The organism is Hylemonella gracilis str. Niagara R, from assembly GCF_000600295.1.
Classification (GTDB): domain Bacteria; phylum Pseudomonadota; class Gammaproteobacteria; order Burkholderiales; family Burkholderiaceae_C; genus Hylemonella; species Hylemonella gracilis_A.
Genome location: NZ_JEMG01000001.1, coordinates 122,422 through 138,611, shown reverse-complemented (window position 1 = coordinate 138,611; position 16,190 = coordinate 122,422). Strand labels below are relative to the sequence as shown.

Sequence of the window (16,190 nt, the reverse complement as noted above, 5' to 3'; positions counted from 1 at the left end):
TTTGGGGCCTGGCCGGGCAGACGTTCTCAACGAGACACACTGCCCGGACTCGATCCTGACCAGGAGCACACATGGCTACCAAGCAGAAAATCCGCATCCGCCTCAAGGCGTTCGACTACAAGCTGATCGACCAGTCGGCCGCCGAGATCGTGGACACCGCCAAGCGCACCGGCGCCATCGTCAAGGGCCCGGTCCCGCTGCCCACGCGCATGAAGCGTTTCGACATCCTGCGTTCCCCGCACGTCAACAAGACCAGCCGCGACCAGTTTGAGATCCGCACGCACCAGCGCCTGATGGACATCGTGGACCCGACCGACAAGACGGTGGACGCGCTGATGAAGCTGGACCTCGCCGCTGGCGTGGATGTCGAAATCAAGCTGCAGTAAGCGGCTGATGCCGGGTTCGCTCGGCTGAAGAATGGTGATCTGGCCTGGATTTGCGGTTTTCCGCGAATCCGGCTAGAATGCCTGGCTCGGCCTATTTTGGGCCGAGTTTTATCAACCCTCTTTCACGCTTGCTCGCGGGTCTGGTCCGCGAATCCCAAGCAAACGTCGAAGCCAATTGAAGCGGCGACGGTGAGAGCAAAGGAGTCAAAATGAGTTCGAGCAATCGATTGGGGTTGCTGGGGCGCAAGGTGGGCATGATGCGTCTGTTCACCGATGACGGCGATGCAGTGCCCGTCACGGTGGTCGATGTGTCCGACAACCGCGTGACCCAGGTCAAGACCCAGGACAATGATGGCTACGTCGCCCTGCAGGTGACGTTTGGTTCGCGCCGTGCTTCGCGCGTGACCAAGCCTCAAGCCGGCCACCTCGCCAAGGCGGGTGTGGAAGCCGGTGAAATCATCCAGGAATTCCGCGTCGCCGCAGACACCGCCGCCAAGTACCAGGCCGGCGCCAAGCTGCCCGTGACCGAGATCTTCGCCGTGGGCCAGAAGGTGGATGTGCAAGGCACCTCCATCGGCAAGGGCTACGCCGGCACGATCAAGCGTCATAACTTCAGTTCGCAGCGCGCGTCCCACGGTAACAGCCGTTCGCACAACGTTCCGGGTTCCATCTCGATGGCCCAGGATCCGGGTCGCGTGTTCCCGGGCAAGCGCATGACGGGCCACATGGGCGACGAAACCGTCACCACCCAGAACCTTGACGTGATCCGCATCGACGAAGCCCGTCAGCTGTTGCTGATCAAGGGCGCAGTTCCCGGCTCCGCCGGCGGTTTCGTGACCGTCCGCCCCGCCGTGAAAGTCCAAGCCAAGAAGGGAGCGAACTGATGCAGCTCGAACTCCTGAACGAACAGGGCCAGGCCGCCTCCAAGCTGGAAGCGCCGGACACCGTGTTCGGTCGTGAATACAACGAAGCGCTGGTCCACCAGATCGTCGTGGCCTTCCAGGCCAATGCCCGCCAGGGCACGCGCGCCCAGAAGGATCGCGCCACGGTCAAGCACTCGACCAAGAAGCCGTTCAAGCAAAAGGGTACGGGCAACGCCCGCGCCGGTATGACGTCCTCGCCCCTGTGGCGTGGGGGCGGCCGCATCTTCCCTAACTCGCCGGAAGAAAACTTCAGCCAGAAGGTCAACAAGAAGATGTACCGCGCCGGCATGGCGTCCATCTTCTCGCAGCTTGCCCGCGAAGGCCGTCTGGCCGTGGTCGAGTCGCTCAAGGTGGATTCGCCCAAGACCAAGGCGCTGGCCGCCAAGTTCAAGGCCATGAAGCTCGACTCCGTGCTCGTCATCGCCGACGAGGTCGACGAGAACCTGTACCTGGCCTCGCGCAACTTGGCCAATGTGCTGGTGGTCGAGCCGCGTTATGCCGATCCGCTGTCGCTGGTCCACTACCGCAAGGTGCTGGTGACCAAGGCGGCCGTGGAACAACTCAAGGAGATGTACGCATGAGCGCCGCCATCCAATTCGATGAAGGTCGCCTGATGCAAGTGCTGATCGCGCCGATCGTGTCTGAAAAGGCCACGATGGTCGCCGAGAAAAGCAATGCGGTGACGTTCAAAGTCCTGCAAAACGCCACCAAGCCCGAGATCAAGGCGGCCGTCGAGCTGCTGTTCAAGGTCGAAGTCAAGGGCGTTTCCGTGGTCAACACCAAAGGCAAGACCAAGCGCTACGGCAAGTCCGTGGGCCGTCGCGACAACGTGCGCAAGGCCTACGTCATGCTGAAGCCCGGTCAAGAGCTGAACCTGTCCGGGGAGGCCGCGTAATCATGGCTGTCATCAAGATGAAACCGACCTCCCCCGGCCAACGTGCCGTGGTGAAGGTCTCGCGTGATCACCTGTACAAGGGTGAGGGGTACGCGCCGCTGCTGGAACCGCAATTCCAAAAGTCGGGTCGTAACAACAATGGCCACATCACCACCCGTCACAAGGGCGGTGGCCACAAGCACCACTACCGCGTGGTGGACTTCAAGCGCGACAAGGACGGAATTCCGGCCAAGGTCGAGCGCATTGAATATGACCCGAACCGCTCGGCCCACCTGGCTTTGGTGTGCTATGCCGACGGCGAGCGTCGTTACATCATCGCGCCGCGTGGCCTGGAAGTCGGTTCGACCATCCTGAACGGTGCCGAAGCGCCGATTCGCGTGGGCAACACCCTGCCGATCCGCAACATTCCCGTGGGCTCCATCATCCACTGCATCGAGCTGCAGGTCGGCAAGGGCGCGCAAGTCGTGCGTTCCGCCGGCGCCTCGGCCACGCTGCTGGCGCGTGAAGGCACCTACGCCCAGGTGCGCATGCGCTCGGGCGAAGTCCGCAAGATTCACATCGAGTGCCGCGCCACGATTGGCCAGGTCGCGAACGAAGAGCACAGTCTGCGCCAATTCGGCAAGGCTGGTGTCAAGCGCTGGATGGGCATTCGCCCGACCGTGCGCGGCGTCGTGATGAACCCGGTCGACCACCCGCACGGTGGTGGCGAGGGCAAGACTGGCGAAGGCCGTCATCCGGTGGACCCGTGGGGCAACCTCACGAAGGGCTACCGCACCCGCAACAACAAGCGCACGCAGACCTTTATCGTGTCGCGTCGCAAGAAGTAAGAGGTAGCAAATGACTCGCTCTCTCAAAAAGGGTCCGTTTGTTGACCATCACCTGCTGGCCAAGGTTGAAAAAGCCGTGGCCGTCAAGGACAAGAAGCCGATCAAGACCTGGTCGCGCCGCTCCATGGTTCTGCCCGATTTCATCGGTCTGACCATCGCCGTGCACAACGGCAAGCAGCACGTGCCGGTCTACATCACCGACCAAATGGTGGGCCACAAGCTGGGTGAGTTCGCGCTGACTCGCACCTTCAAGGGCCACCCCGCGGACAAAAAAGTCCAGAAGAAGTAAGGAGTAGCCAACATGGAAACCCGTGCAAGCCTCCGTGGCGTCCGCCTCTCCGTGGACAAGGGTCGTCTGGTCGCGGATCTGATCCGCGGCAAGAAGGTCGACCAGGCGCTCAACATCCTGCAGTTCACGCAGAAGAAGGCAGCCCTGATCATCCGCAAGGTGCTGGAGTCCGCCATCGCCAACGCCGAGCACAACGACGGCGCCGACATCGACGAGCTGAAGGTCAAGACCATCTACGTCGAGCAGGGCACCACGCTCAAGCGTTTCACCGCCCGAGCCAAGGGCCGTGGCAACCGCATCAGCAAACCGACGTGCCATGTGTACGTGACGGTCGGCAACTAATCGAGGTCTGAGGATATGGGACAGAAAATCAACCCGACCGGTTTCCGCCTTGCGGTGAGCCGCAACTGGGCCTCGCGCTGGTACGCCAGCAACCGTGACTTCGCCGGCATGCTGGCTGAAGACATCAAGGTGCGCGAGTACCTCAAGACCAAGCTGAAGAACGCCTCCGTTTCTCGCGTGCTGATCGAGCGCCCCGCCAAGAACGCCCGCATCACGATCTTCTCGGCTCGTCCGGGCGTCGTGATCGGCAAGAAGGGCGAGGACATCGAGAACCTGAAGCGCGACCTGGGCAAGCAGCTGGGTGTGCCGGTGGCCGTGAACATCGAGGAAGTGCGCAAGCCCGAAATCGATGCCAAGCTGATCGCCGACAGCATCACCCAGCAGCTCGAGAAGCGCATCATGTTCCGCCGCGCGATGAAGCGCGCCATGCAGAACGCGATGCGCCTGGGCGCCCAGGGCATCAAGATCATGTCCGCCGGTCGTCTCAACGGCATCGAAATCGCTCGCACCGAGTGGTACCGAGAAGGTCGCGTGCCGCTGCATACCCTGCGTGCGGACATCGATTACGGTACGTCCGAGGCCAAGACCACCTATGGTGTCATCGGCGTCAAGGTGTGGGTGTACAAGGGCGACAACCTGGGCCGCAACGACCAGCCCGCCGCCGCCGAGCCGCGCGCCGAGGAAGAGCGTCGTCCGCGTGGTCCGCGCCGCGATGGCGCTGGCCGTCCGGGCGCCGACCGTCCGGCCCGTGGGGGCGCGCGTCGTCCCGCTGGCACGAACGCCGCTCCCGCCGATGGAAGTGACAAACCCGCGGAGGCCGCAGACGCCGCCGCCCCGAAAACCGCCGTTAAGCGCGTCCGCAAAGCCGCGCCAGCCGCATCTGCTGACGGTGCTCAAGGAGAATAAAGATGCTGCAACCTGCTCGCAGAAAATACCGCAAGGAGCAAAAGGGCCGTAACACGGGTCTTGCCACCCGTGGCAGTTCCGTGGCCTTTGGCGACTTCGGCCTCAAGTGCGTCGAACGCGGCCGCCTCACGGCTCGCCAGATTGAGGCGGCACGCCGCGCCATTTCGCGCCACGTCAAGCGTGGCGGTCGGATCTGGATCCGTGTGTTCCCAGACAAACCCATTTCCCAGAAGCCTGCTGAAGTGCGTATGGGTAACGGTAAGGGCAACCCGGAGTACTACGTGGCTGAAATCCAGCCGGGCAAGATCGTGTTCGAGATCGTCGGCGTGCCCGAGGAACTCGCGCGCGAAGCCTTCCTGCTGGCCGCTGCCAAGCTGCCGCTGCGCACCACCTTTGTCAGCCGCATGATCGGCCAGTAATCAGGAGCATCGACATGACGAAATCTGCTGATCTGCGCCAGAAGGACGTGGCCGCCCTGCAAACCGAAGTGAAGTCCCTGCAAAAGGCCCACTTCAACATGCGCATGCAAAAGGCCACGCAACAGCTCAACAACACGGCGCAACTGCGTCTGACGCGCCGTGCCGTTGCGCGCGCCAAGACGATTCTTGCCGAAAAGCAAGCGGCCAACTAAGGAGTGACCATGACGGAAGCCAAGAAATCCCTCAAGCGCACCCTCGTTGGCAAGGTCGTCAGCGACAAGCGCGCCAAGACCGTGACTGTGCTGATCGAGCGTCGGGTGAAGCACCCGATTTACGACAAGATCGTGATCCGTTCCAGCAAGTACCACGCCCATGACGAAAACGGCGAGTACAAGCTGGGTGACGTGATCGAGATCACCGAGAGCCGTCCGCTGTCCAAGACCAAGAACTGGGTTGCGACCCGCCTGGTCGAAAAGGCCGTGGCGGTTTAAGCCTCGGCTCCGACTCGGACTTGCAGAACGGCTCACAATGGTGGGCCGTTTTGCTTTTTGCATGACCTGCGCTGCGGTCGGCAAAGACCAAGTTCTTGATGTATTCATCCCTCATTCATACGCAACCAGGAGCGCGACATGATCAAAGTTGGAGACAGCCTGCCGGACGTCACTCTGTCGGAATATTCCGAAGTCGAAGGCAATGGATGCAGCATCGGACCCAATCCGGTGCCGGTTGCCCAGGCCCTCGCGGGCAAGACCATCGCCTTGTTCGCCGTGCCGGGCGCCTTCACGCCCACTTGCTCGGCCAAGCATGTGCCGGGGTATGTCGAGCATCACGCGGCGTTCAAGGCTGCGGGTGTGGACGAGATCTGGTGCCTGGCGGTGAACGATCCCTTTGTCATGGGTGCCTGGGCGCGTGACCAGAAAACCAATGGCAAGGTGCGCATGCTGGCCGACGGCAGTGCTGAATTCGCCAAGGCCACGGGCCTTACGCTCGACCTGACCGCGCGCGGCATGGGTCTACGCAGCAACCGTTACTCCATGCTGATCAAGGACGGCAAGGTGCAGTCGCTCAACGTCGAGGCGCCGGGCAAGTTCGAAGTCAGCGACGCGGCGACCCTGCTGGCCCAGGCCAAGGGCTGAAGCGCGGAGCAGCGCAAGGCGCAAGCCCACAAAAAAGCCATCGCGGGTCGATGGCTTTTTTCATGCGCGGCTCCGGGCGGCGTGGCCACGGCGTCACTTGCCGGAATGCACGCCGACCAGTTTCAGTCCGGGCATGAGGTTGGCGGCCAGCTCCGGCCGCTCCGAGGCATAGTCGAGATTCATGCGGGCAATCTCCACATGCTCTTCGCCCAGGGCCTGGGCTCTAGAGCCTTGGCCGCGCTCGATGGCCTGAACAAGCGCATGGTGCTGGCGATGCGCCTGCTGCATCCATTGATGCCCCTCTTCCATGGAGGATTGCATCGGTAGCATCGCGCTGGGAGCGGCGAAGGGCTGGCCCATGAGTGACTCCATCGTCCGCTTGAGCGCGGCATTGCCGCAGCCGTCCATGATGAGGCGATGGAAGGTGTCGTTCATTTCGACGTAGGCGGCATAGTCGTCCAGGTCCATGCGCGCCTTGTAGACGGCTTTGTCCCCCGCAGCGAGGCAGTCGTGCAGCGCTCTGAGCAGGGGGCGGGTAGCGCCTTCTTCCGCCAGCAGCCGGGCTGCGCAGCCTTCGATCAAGCCCCGGACCCGGATGGCGTCAGAGATCTCGCGCAAGGTGAACCGCCGCATCTGGTAGCCCCCGCCGGGCGAGGGCTCAATCAAGCCCTCGTGCTCCAGGCTGCCCAGTGCCAGGCGAACGGGGGTGCGGGAAGCGCCCAGCCGCTCGGCCAGCGGAATCTCCGCCAGACGTTCGCCCGGGCCAAACTCACCCTTGAGGATCATGTCCCGCAGCTGAACCAATACCCGCGATTGTTGAGAGTCCATGTGCCGGCTGTATGCATGAAGGTCAGGAATCTTAACAGCAGCAAATTTGGCATACCAAGATATCAAACTGGCCTAAATAATGCATGCATTGATCGGGGATTAGCTAAATCCATAGAAGTGCACCGGCAAATTGCTGAAAATATAGGCAATTTATCTCCGTGTTTACCAGGATTTTTGAGAAATCTCGGCAAATTTCCTTGGTGAAATCCTTGGTAAGCAGAAATAATGAATTCAGTTGCATGCAACGGCATGCCAAATTGGAGCCTTTGAATGATCAGTGCAGAACAAAATGATTTCATGACCCTGGTCGGTGCTGGGACGCCCGCCGGGACCCTGTTGCGCCGCTACTGGCAGCCCGTGGCCTTGTCCGAGGAATTGAAAGGGCCCCGTCCGCTCAAGCCGCTGCAGCTCATGGGTCAGCACTACGTGTTGTTCCGAGACGAAAGCGACCGCCTTGGCCTGCTGGACCGCGATTGTCCCCATCGCGGTGCGGACCTGGCTTACGGTCGGCTCGAGGACGGCGGGCTGCGCTGCGCCTTCCATGGCTGGCTGTTCGATGCCACGGGTCAGTGCCTGGAAACCCCGGCCGAACCCGTGGGCAGCAAGCTGTGCACGCGCATCCGGCAGGGCGCCTACCCGGTCGTGGAAAAGAGCGGTGTGATCTTCGCCTACCTGGGCGAAGGCGAGCCCCCGGCCTTTCCGGAATTCGACTGCTTCGTCGCGCCCGACAGCCACACTTTTGCATTCAAGGGCCTGTGGGAGTGCAACTGGCTGCAGGCGCTGGAAGTCGGCATGGACCCGGCTCACGCGTCCTTCCTGCACCGCTTCTACGAAGACGAAGACACCGCCGAGAGCTACGGCAAGCAGTTCCGCGGCGCCTCGGCTGACTCTGACCTGGCCATCACCAAGGTGCTGCGCGAGTATGACCGCCCGGACATCCAGGTGCAGCCCGCACCCTTCGGCATGCGCCTGACCACGCTGCGCAAACTCAGCGAGGAACAGACGCATGTGCGCGTCACCAATGTGGTGTTCCCGCAGGCCTTCGTGATCCCGATGAGCACCGAAATGACGATCTCTCAGTGGCATGTCCCGGTCGATGACCATCGCTGCTACTGGTATGCCATCTTCACCAGCTTCACCAAACCCGTCGATAAGAAGCAGATGCGGGAGCAAAGGCTGCAAACCATCGAGCTGCCCGACTACGTCTCGCGCAAGAACAAGCGCAACGAATACGGCTACAACGCCGAGGAGCAGGCCACCAAGACGTACACCGGCATGGGCATGGACATCAATGTGCACGACCAATGGGCCTGCGAGTCCATGGGCACGATCCAGGACCGCACGCGCGAGCACCTGGGCACGACCGACAAGGGTATCGTGGCCTACCGCCGCATGCTGGTGCAGGCCATCGAAGCTGCGCAGGCGGGTGCGCCGGTGCCGGTGCGTCCGGACGCGGCCCAGGCCAGCACGCTGACCGGTCCGCCATCGATCGACGGTGTGGCCCCCGCTGACGCCGTTGACGGCTACTGCGAGCAGGCCGACCGGGCGCGACGCCTGAGCTGCGACTGGGCGCGCGCGCGCCTGCAGGCCTGAGGTCCCTGGCCCATGAGCGATTTCATCCAGCGTTTCGGCCTTTGGTCCGCTGATCAGCAGACCCAGGCCCAGGAACTGATGGCCCGGCTCGACGCCAGCGAGGTGGACGTGGTCCGCTTCGCCTGGGCCGACCAGCACGGCGTGTTGCGCGGCAAGACTCTGGTGGCCGAGGCCGCGCGCGGTGCCTTCAAGCGCGGTGTGAACCTGACCACCACCTTGCTGGCCAAGGACACCTCGCACCGCACGGTGTTCCCGGTGTTCACCAGTGGTGGCGGCTTCGACATCCCCGGTCTGCAGGGCGGAGCCGACTTCGTCATCGTGCCCGACCCGACCACCTACCGCATGCTGCCCTGGGCACCGCGCACCGCCTGGGTGCTGTGCGACGCCTACATGAAGGATGGCCAGCGTTGTCCCTTCGACACGCGTCGTATCCTCCAGCGCGCGGTGGAGCAGGTCCATGCGCAAGGCCTGAGCTTCGTCGCCGGCCTGGAAGTGGAGTTCCATGTCTTCAAACTCGACGAGCAAGCCATGCGTCTTGCCGATTCGGGTCAGCCAGGTGAGCCTCCACGCGTGTCCTTGCTGACACATGGCCATCAGTACCTGACCGAGCTGCGCTACGACAGCGTCGATCCGCTGATGGAACTGCTGCGCAGCCAGTTGATGGCCCTGGGCCTGCCCCTGCAATCGCTGGAGATCGAATTCGGCCCGAGCCAGTTCGAGCTGGTGTTCGGCCCGACGCGGGACATGCAACCCGCCGACACCATGGTGCTGCTGCGCAGCGCGATCAAGCAGATCTGCCGCCGGCATGGCTACCATGCCACCTTCATGTGCCGCCCGCGTATTCCGAACGTGATGTCCAGCGGCTGGCATCTGCACCAGTCCCTTTGCCACCAGGCCGACGGCCGCAACGTCTTCGTGCCCGAGCAGGACGGCGCCAGCCTCAGTCCGCTGGGCTTGCACTACCTCGCCGGCCTCAAGGTCCATGCCTGCGGCAGTGCCGCTCTGGCCAGCCCCACGCTCAATGGGTATCGCCGCTACAGGCCCTTCTCCCTGGCGCCAGACCGCGCGATCTGGGCCCAGGACAACCGCGGCGCCATGCTGCGAGTGCTGGGCGCGGTGGGTGACAGCGCCTCGCGCATCGAGAACCGCATCGGCGAACCCACGGCCAATCCCTACCTGTACCTGGCCTCTCAGCTCTACTCTGGTCTGCACGGCATGGCCGAGCGTCTGGACCCCGGCCCGTCGGCCGACGCGCCCTACGAAACGCCGGCCGAGCAACTGCCGCGCACCCTGGGCGATGCGCTCAAGGCCTTGCAGGCGGACCGTTGGCTGTGCACGCAATTCGGCCAGGGTTTCGTCGACTATTACTGCCACATCAAGCAGGCCGAGATCGCGCGTTTCAACCTCGAGGTGAGCGACTGGGAACAGCGCGAATACTTCGACATGTTCTGAGCCTGTGCGGACACCGAATTCCATGCCCACCATCCACTACATCCTGAAGGACGGCGCGACGCGCAGCGTCGAGGCCAAGCCCGGCGCCAGCGTGATGGAGACCGCCATCCGCCACAACATCCGCGGCATCGATGCCGAATGCGGCGGCAGCTGCTCCTGCGCCACCTGCCATGTCTACGTCGAAACGGCGGACCTGCCCCGGCTGACGCCACCCGACGAGATGGAAGACGAGCTGCTCGATGGCACCGCCAGCGCGCGTGCGCCCAACAGCCGCCTGAGTTGCCAGATCACCGTGACCGCCGAACTCGACGGCCTGACCGTGCGCGTGCCGGAGACCCAGGTCTGATGGCTTCCGTCGAGCCCCTGCTCATCGTCGGCGCTTCCCACGCCGGCACCCAGCTCGCCGCGGCCGCGCGCGAGCAGGGCTTCGATGCGCCCATCGTGCTGCTGGGCGACGAACCGCACATTCCTTACCAGCGCCCCCCGCTGTCCAAGGGGTTGCTCACCGGCAAGACCGCCGTGGACCAGCTTGCATTGCGCGGCCCCGATTTCTACCGCGAGCAAGGCATAGACCTGCGCCTGGGCACGCGCGTCACGGGGCTGGACCTGGCGGCGCGACGCCTGAGCCTGGCCGATGGCAGCACACTGGCCTTTGGCTGGCTGGCCCTGGCCACCGGGGCGCGTTGCCGGGCGCTGCCCATGCCCGGCGCCGACCTGCAAGGCGTGCACCAGTTGCGCACGCTGGACGACGCGCTGGCCGTGGCCGCCGCGCTGGGCGGCAGCTCACAGGCTTGCGTGATCGGTGGGGGCTTCATCGGCCTGGAAGTGGCCGCGGCCTTGCGCAGCGCCGGTGCCGCCGTGACCGTGGTCGAGAGTCAACCGCGCCTGCTGGCGCGTACCTTTCCGGCATCCATGTCCGACTACGTGGCTGCGGCGCACCGCCAACGCGGTGTCACGCTGGAACTGGGCTGCGGCGTGCGTGCCCTGCATGGTCAGCAGGGTCGGGTCGAAGCGGTAGAGCTGACCGATGGCCGGTGCATCGATTGCGATCTGGTGGTGCTGGGCATCGGGGTCCAGCCCAACAGCGAACTGGCCGAGCAGGCCGGCATCGCCTGCGACAACGGCGTCCTGGTCGACGCTTTGGGCCGTACCAGTGCGCCGAAGGTGCTGGCCATCGGCGACGTCGCCAACATGGCATTGCCGGCCGTGCCCGGTGGCCCGCAGCGCGTGCGCCTGGAGTCGATCCAGGCCGCGAACGACGGTGCCCGCGCCGCGGCGACCCTGCTGGTCGACCGCCCGCAGCCCCTGGACGCCGTGCCCTGGTTCTGGAGCGAACAGCATGAGCTGAAGTTCCAGATGGCAGGCCTGCCCGCTGCGGGCGACCAGACCGTGTTGCGCGGTGACATGGCCAGTGACAAATACACCCTGTTCTACCTGCGTGACGGCGCGGTGCGCGCCGCACACACGGTGAACCGCCCGGCCGAGCACATGCTGGCGCGCAAGCTGATCGCCGTGGGCGCGCGCATCGCGCCCGAGCTGCTGGCCGATCCTTCGGTCGATCTGAAGTCCTTTTCCACCCCCCCTCGGCCTGCGGGCTGATCTTTTCCACGGAGCACCACGATGAACCTCTCCAAACGCACCCTGCTGGCGGCCATTGCGCTGGCCACCTTGGGCACCGTCGCGCAGGCGCAGGACGCCCTCAAGATCGGCCTGATCGGTACCTACTCCGGTCCGTATGCCGATTACGGTCGTCAGTTCGATGCCGGCGTCGCGCTCTACCTCAAGGAGCATGGCGGCAAGATCGCCGGCCGCCCGGTGGAAGTCATCAAGAAAGACACCGGGGGCGCCAACCCCGACGCGTCCAAGCGCATCGCCCAGGAACTGATCGTGCGCGACAAGGTGCAGATCCTCACGGGCCTGGACTTCAGCCCCAATGCCTATGCCGTCGGTGCCGTCGCCGCCCAGGCCAAGGTGCCGGTGGTCGTCATGAACGCCTCGTCCTCGGCGATCACGAGCAGCTCGCCCTATGTGGCGCGGCTGTCCTTCACGGTGCAACAGGTCTCTGATCCGATGGCGCGCTGGATGCTCAAGCAAGGCATCAAGGAATCCTATGTGGTGGTGGCGGACTATGCCCCGGGTGTTGATTCGCTGACCGCGTTCAAGAAGGCCTTCGAACAGGGTGGTGGCAAGGTCGTGGGCGAGCTGCGCACGCCCATGAGCAACCCCGATTTCTCAGCCTATGTGCAACGCATCAAGGACGCCAAGCCGCAGTCCGTGTTCTTCTTCTTTCCCTCGGGCGTGATGCCGCCGGCCTTCCTCAAGGTCTGGAAGGAGCGTGGCATGGACGCCGCCGGCATCAAGCTTTTCGCCACCGGCGAGGCCACCGACGACAGCTACCTGGACGCGACTGGCGACGTGGCCTTGGGCCTGATCACCAGCCACCACTATTCCTATGCGCATCCTTCGGCCAAGAACCAGAAGTTCGTCAAGGACTTCGAGGCCCAGTTCGGCACCGGCATGCGCCCGAGTTACTTCGCCGTGACGGCCTACGATGCCATGGCCGCGATCGACCAGGCGCTCAAGAAGACTGGCGGCGACGTGACCGGCGACAAGGTGATGGAAGCACTCAAGGGCCTGCAGTTCGAGAGCCCGCGCGGTCCCATCGAGATCGACGCGGCCACGCGCGACATCGTGCAGACGGTCTACATCCGCAAGACCGAGAAGGTCGGTGGCAAGCTGGTGAACGTGGAGTTCGACAAGTTCGACCGCGTGAAAGATCCAGCCAAGGAAGCCAAGTAATTCCGGCGGCGTCGCGCCGCTGTATCCTGCGCGGGCCGGGCGCCACCCGGTCGGCCCGCGCGCAGCAATGGAAATTCGATGGCTATCGTGATCTTTGACGGAGTGGCCTACGGCATGCTCCTCTTCCTCATGGCGGTGGGTCTGTCCATCACCATGGGCCTGATGAACTTCGTCAACCTGGCGCACGGCAGTTTCGCGGTGGTCGGGGGCTACACCGCCGCCGTGGCGATGAACCAGCTGGGCCTGGGTTATGCCACGGCGCTGGCCTGCGCCTTCGTGGCGGCGGCCGTGCTGGGCGCCGTGCTGGAGTTCCTGCTCTACCGCCGGCTGTACCGCGCGCACCCTCTGGACCAGGTGCTGCTGTCCATCGGCCTGGTGTTCGTGTCCATCGCCGCGCTGACGTATTTCTTCGGCCCGACCATGCTGCCCTTCCATCTGCCGCAGTGGCTGCAAGGCCAGGTCGAGGTCGCTGGCCTCGGTGTCGGGCGGTATCGCCTCTTCCTGATCGGCGCGGGTTTGCTGATCCTCTTGCTGCTGCTCGGCATGCTGCGCACGCGTTACGGCGCCATGGTGCGCGCCGCAGTGGACAACCAGCGCGTGGCTGCAGGCACCGGCATCCATGTGCAACGGCTGTTCCTGCTGACGTTCGCCCTGGGCTGCGGCCTGGCCGGGCTGGGCGGCGCCCTGAGCCTGGGCATGCTGGGCCTGGAGCCGTACTTTCCGCTCAAGTACATGGTGTATTTCCTGATCGTGGTCTGCGTGGGCGGTGCCGGCACCATCGTTGGCCCCTTCGTGGCGGCCTTGCTGGTGGGCATCGTGGACGTGGCGGGCAAGTACTACCTGCCCGAAGCTGGCGCCTTCCTGATCTATGTCTTCATGATCGGCATGCTGCTGCTGCGCCCCAACGGCATCATTCCGCGCAAAGGCCTCGCATGAAACGACTCGCACTTTCTCCGGCGCAGTTGCGCGCCGCCGAAGTGGCCTTCTGGCTGCTGCTGGCCTGCAGCTTCTTCCTCGCGCCCGACCACCTGACGCTGCTGAGCCAGATCCTGCTCTTCGGCCTGTTCGCGGTCTCGCTGGACATGGCACTCGGTTACGCCGGCATCCTGACGGTCGGCCACGCCGCCTTCTTCGGCGCCGGGGCCTACGCGGCCGGCCTGCTGGCCCGCCATGGCTGGGGCGAACCTTTCACCGGCCTGCTGGCCGCGCTGCTTGTGGCGGGCGCGCTCGGCTACGCGCTGAGTTACATGGTCGTGCGCGGCGCGGACCTGACGCGGCTGATGATCACCATCGGCGTGTGCGTGCTGCTGTACGAATTGGTCAACCGGCTGTCCGGCATCACGGGTGGCACCGATGGCCTGCAAGGCATGGTGGTGTGGCCGGTGGCCGGGCTGTTCGAGTTCGACCTGTTCGGCAAGACGGCCTTTGTCTATGCCTATGCCATGGTGCTGCTGATGTTCCTGCTGGTGCGCCGCGTGCTGCGTTCGCCCTTCGGCCTGGCGCTGCGTGGCATCCACGACAACCGCAAGCGCATGCTGGCGATCGGCTCGCCGGTTGAATCGCGGCTGCGCATGGCCTATGCATTTTCAGCGGCCATCGCGGGTGTCGCGGGTGCCTTGCTGGCGCAGACCACGCAGTTCGTGGGCATCGAGTCGATCAGCTTCAACCGCTCCGCCGAGATCCTGATCATCCTGGTGCTGGGTGGCACGGGCCGCCTGTACGGAGGGCTGATCGGCGCCATCGTCTACATGCTGGTGCACGATGGGTTCGCCGACCTCAACCCCGAGTACTGGATGTTCTGGCTGGGCATCTTCCTGATCGCCGTGGTGATGGTCGGGCGTGGGGGCATCATGGGGGTCTTGTCCCGATTGGTGCGCGTGAAGGAGCAGGCACGATGAGCGCCCTCGCACTCGAAACCCAGGGCCTGGGCATCCGCTTCGGCGCCTTCCAGGCGGTGGCCGAGGTCAACCTGCAGCTGCAGGCCGGCGCGCGCCAGGCCCTGATCGGCCCCAATGGTGCTGGCAAGACCACGCTGATCAATCTGCTCACCGGCGTCTACAAGCCGACCGCCGGCAGCATCCGCATGAACGGGCAGGACATCACGGCGTATGCGGCCGATCGCCGCGCGCGCAATGGCTTGGCCCGCACCTTCCAGATCAACCAGCTGTTCCCGAGCCTGACGCCCTTGCTGTCGGTGGTGCTGGCCATCCACGAGCGCGAAGGACAGGGCGCGACCTGGTGGCGCCCCTATCAGCGCAGCACGGCCTGCTTCGACGAAGCCCATGCCCTGCTCAGGCGCCTGCGCCTTGACGCGCTGGCGCATGTGCCCGTGGCCCAGCTGGCCTATGGCAAGCAGCGTCTGCTGGAAATCGCGCTGGCGCTGGCGGCGCGGCCGCGCATCCTGCTGCTCGACGAACCCGCCGCTGGCGTGCCCGAGGATGAGAGTGGCGAGCTGTTCGACGTGATCGATGAACTGCCCTCGGAGATCAGCGTGCTCTTCATCGAGCATGACATGAAGCTGGTGTTTCGCTTCGCCCAGCGCATCTCGGTGCTGGTGGCTGGGCGCATCCTGACCGAAGGCGCACCCCGGGACATCGCCCACGACCCCCGCGTGCGAGAGGTCTACCTCGGCAGCGCCCATGTGGGTATCCACCAGGAGAAATCGCATGGCTGAATTGCTGGCCTTCGACCAGGTCACGGCGGGTTACGGCAATGCCGTGGTGCTGGACAAGCTGAGCCTTGCGCTAGAGGAAGGGCAGAGCCTGGCCATCCTGGGGCGCAACGGCGTGGGCAAGACCACTTTGCTCGAAACCCTGATGGGCAACACCCGCGTGACAGGCGGCGCGATCCGCTGGCGCGGGCAGGACATCACGCGCCTGCCGGCGCACCTGCGCGTGCGCGCGGGCCTGGGCTGGGTGCCGCAGGAACGCGAGGTCTTCCCTTCCCTGACGGTGGAGGAAAACCTGACGGTTGTCGCGCGTCCTGGCCCCTGGAAGCTGGACCGGGTTTACACGCTCTTTCCCCGCCTGCGTGAACGGCGCGCCAACTACGGTAATCAGCTCTCGGGTGGCGAACAGCAGATGCTGGCCATCGGCCGCGCGCTGATGACCAACCCCGCATTGTTGTTGTTGGACGAGCCCATGGAAGGCCTGGCGCCCATCATCGTCGAGGAGTTGGCGGCATCCATCCGCCGCCTCTGCGAGGATGAGGGCCTGGCTTCCATCGTGGTCGAGCAGCACCCGGTGCTGGCATTGGACATGACGCACCAGGCCATCGTGCTGGAGCGCGGCACCGTGGTCCACGCCGGTCCGTGCGCGGCGCTGGCGGCCGACCCGTCCTTGCTGGACCGTTTGCTGGGCGTGGGCATCGAGGCCGAAGTTGCTTGAAACACCGTC

22 protein-coding genes are annotated in these 16,190 nt (G+C 64.5%); 21 read left to right on the top strand and 1 reads right to left on the bottom strand.

The genetic code is table 11. The annotated features are described in order from the left end of the window. The first annotated feature begins 71 nt into the window (after positions 1–71). The 12 genes from rpsJ (at position 72) to AZ34_RS00655 (ending at position 6,123) form a co-directional block, all read left to right on the top strand. Positions 72–386, top strand: coding sequence for a 30S ribosomal protein S10 (gene rpsJ, locus AZ34_RS00710; RefSeq protein ID WP_006296707.1), 315 nt, complete (start codon positions 72–74; stop codon positions 384–386). 209 nt (positions 387–595) lie between these two features. Next, positions 596–1,270: a 50S ribosomal protein L3 gene (rplC, locus tag AZ34_RS00705; RefSeq protein WP_035603694.1), complete on the top strand. Its 675-nt coding sequence runs from the start codon at positions 596–598 to the stop codon at positions 1,268–1,270. Further along, the gene (rplD, locus tag AZ34_RS00700; RefSeq protein WP_035603691.1) at positions 1,270–1,890 is read left to right on the top strand and encodes a 50S ribosomal protein L4; all 621 of its coding nucleotides are present in this window, start codon (positions 1,270–1,272) and stop codon (positions 1,888–1,890) included. The genes rplC and rplD overlap by 1 nt, the downstream gene beginning before the upstream one ends. Continuing rightward, a complete protein-coding gene (rplW, locus tag AZ34_RS00695) occupies positions 1,887–2,204 on the top strand; it encodes a 50S ribosomal protein L23 (protein ID WP_006296710.1) in 318 nt (105 codons plus the stop codon). Before rplD ends, rplW begins: the two co-directional genes overlap by 4 nt. A 2-nt stretch (positions 2,205–2,206) precedes the next feature. Beyond that, the gene (rplB, locus tag AZ34_RS00690) at positions 2,207–3,031 is read left to right on the top strand and encodes a 50S ribosomal protein L2 (RefSeq protein WP_035603688.1); all 825 of its coding nucleotides are present in this window, start codon (positions 2,207–2,209) and stop codon (positions 3,029–3,031) included. 10 nt (positions 3,032–3,041) lie between these two features. Then, positions 3,042–3,320: a 30S ribosomal protein S19 gene (rpsS, locus tag AZ34_RS00685; RefSeq protein WP_006296712.1), complete on the top strand. Its 279-nt coding sequence runs from the start codon at positions 3,042–3,044 to the stop codon at positions 3,318–3,320. 12 nt (positions 3,321–3,332) lie between these two features. Beyond that, entirely contained in the window at positions 3,333–3,662 is a 330-nt protein-coding gene (rplV, locus tag AZ34_RS00680) for a 50S ribosomal protein L22 (RefSeq protein WP_006296713.1), read from the top strand. A 15-nt stretch (positions 3,663–3,677) separates the two neighbouring features. Then, the gene (gene rpsC, locus AZ34_RS00675; RefSeq protein WP_035603685.1) at positions 3,678–4,568 is read left to right on the top strand and encodes a 30S ribosomal protein S3; all 891 of its coding nucleotides are present in this window, start codon (positions 3,678–3,680) and stop codon (positions 4,566–4,568) included. Positions 4,569–4,570: 2 nt separating this feature from the next. Then, positions 4,571–4,987 carry a 50S ribosomal protein L16 gene (rplP, locus tag AZ34_RS00670; RefSeq protein WP_035603682.1) on the top strand — a complete coding sequence of 139 codons (417 nt, stop codon included), beginning with the start codon at positions 4,571–4,573 and terminating at the stop codon, positions 4,985–4,987. 14 nt (positions 4,988–5,001) lie between these two features. Continuing rightward, the gene (rpmC, locus tag AZ34_RS00665; RefSeq protein WP_035603679.1) at positions 5,002–5,199 is read left to right on the top strand and encodes a 50S ribosomal protein L29; all 198 of its coding nucleotides are present in this window, start codon (positions 5,002–5,004) and stop codon (positions 5,197–5,199) included. 9 nt (positions 5,200–5,208) lie between these two features. After that, entirely contained in the window at positions 5,209–5,478 is a 270-nt protein-coding gene (rpsQ, locus tag AZ34_RS00660) for a 30S ribosomal protein S17 (RefSeq protein ID WP_035603675.1), read from the top strand. Between the two features lie 138 nt (positions 5,479–5,616). Continuing rightward, complete coding sequence (locus AZ34_RS00655) at positions 5,617–6,123, top strand: peroxiredoxin (protein WP_035603674.1); 507 nt, start codon at positions 5,617–5,619, stop codon at positions 6,121–6,123. 93 nt (positions 6,124–6,216) lie between these two features. On the opposite strand, the gene AZ34_RS00650 is transcribed toward AZ34_RS00655, so the two are convergent. After that, the gene (locus AZ34_RS00650) at positions 6,217–6,951 is read right to left on the bottom strand and encodes a GntR family transcriptional regulator (protein ID WP_035603671.1); all 735 of its coding nucleotides are present in this window, start codon (positions 6,949–6,951) and stop codon (positions 6,217–6,219) included. A 270-nt stretch (positions 6,952–7,221) separates the two neighbouring features. On the opposite strand from AZ34_RS00650, the gene AZ34_RS00645 reads away from it, so the two are divergent. The 9 genes from AZ34_RS00645 to AZ34_RS00605 all read left to right on the top strand — a co-directional run bounded on the left by AZ34_RS00645 (position 7,222) and on the right by AZ34_RS00605 (position 16,181). Then, positions 7,222–8,544, top strand: coding sequence for an aromatic ring-hydroxylating dioxygenase subunit alpha (locus AZ34_RS00645; protein ID WP_035603669.1), 1,323 nt, complete (start codon positions 7,222–7,224; stop codon positions 8,542–8,544). A gap of 12 nt (positions 8,545–8,556) precedes the next feature. Then, positions 8,557–9,996 carry a glutamine synthetase family protein gene (locus AZ34_RS00640; protein ID WP_035603667.1) on the top strand — a complete coding sequence of 480 codons (1,440 nt, stop codon included), beginning with the start codon at positions 8,557–8,559 and terminating at the stop codon, positions 9,994–9,996. Between the two features lie 22 nt (positions 9,997–10,018). Beyond that, on the top strand, positions 10,019–10,342 hold the full coding sequence (locus tag AZ34_RS00635) for a 2Fe-2S iron-sulfur cluster-binding protein (RefSeq protein ID WP_035603664.1): 324 nt from the start codon (positions 10,019–10,021) through the stop codon (positions 10,340–10,342). Then, positions 10,342–11,595, top strand: coding sequence for an NAD(P)/FAD-dependent oxidoreductase (locus AZ34_RS00630; protein WP_035603662.1), 1,254 nt, complete (start codon positions 10,342–10,344; stop codon positions 11,593–11,595). Before AZ34_RS00635 ends, AZ34_RS00630 begins: the two co-directional genes overlap by 1 nt. Before the next feature lie 21 nt (positions 11,596–11,616). Further along, positions 11,617–12,795, top strand: coding sequence for an ABC transporter substrate-binding protein (locus AZ34_RS00625; RefSeq protein ID WP_081767017.1), 1,179 nt, complete (start codon positions 11,617–11,619; stop codon positions 12,793–12,795). Between the two features lie 78 nt (positions 12,796–12,873). Further along, positions 12,874–13,731, top strand: a complete 858-nt coding sequence (locus AZ34_RS00620; RefSeq protein WP_035603660.1) for a branched-chain amino acid ABC transporter permease — start codon at positions 12,874–12,876, stop codon at positions 13,729–13,731. After that, entirely contained in the window at positions 13,728–14,693 is a 966-nt protein-coding gene (locus AZ34_RS00615) for a branched-chain amino acid ABC transporter permease (protein WP_035603658.1), read from the top strand. Before AZ34_RS00620 ends, AZ34_RS00615 begins: the two co-directional genes overlap by 4 nt. Continuing rightward, complete coding sequence (locus AZ34_RS00610) at positions 14,690–15,469, top strand: ABC transporter ATP-binding protein (RefSeq protein WP_035603655.1); 780 nt, start codon at positions 14,690–14,692, stop codon at positions 15,467–15,469. Before AZ34_RS00615 ends, AZ34_RS00610 begins: the two co-directional genes overlap by 4 nt. Next, a complete protein-coding gene (locus tag AZ34_RS00605) occupies positions 15,462–16,181 on the top strand; it encodes an ABC transporter ATP-binding protein (protein ID WP_035603652.1) in 720 nt (239 codons plus the stop codon). The genes AZ34_RS00610 and AZ34_RS00605 overlap by 8 nt, the downstream gene beginning before the upstream one ends. Positions 16,182–16,190: the final 9 nt, after the last annotated feature.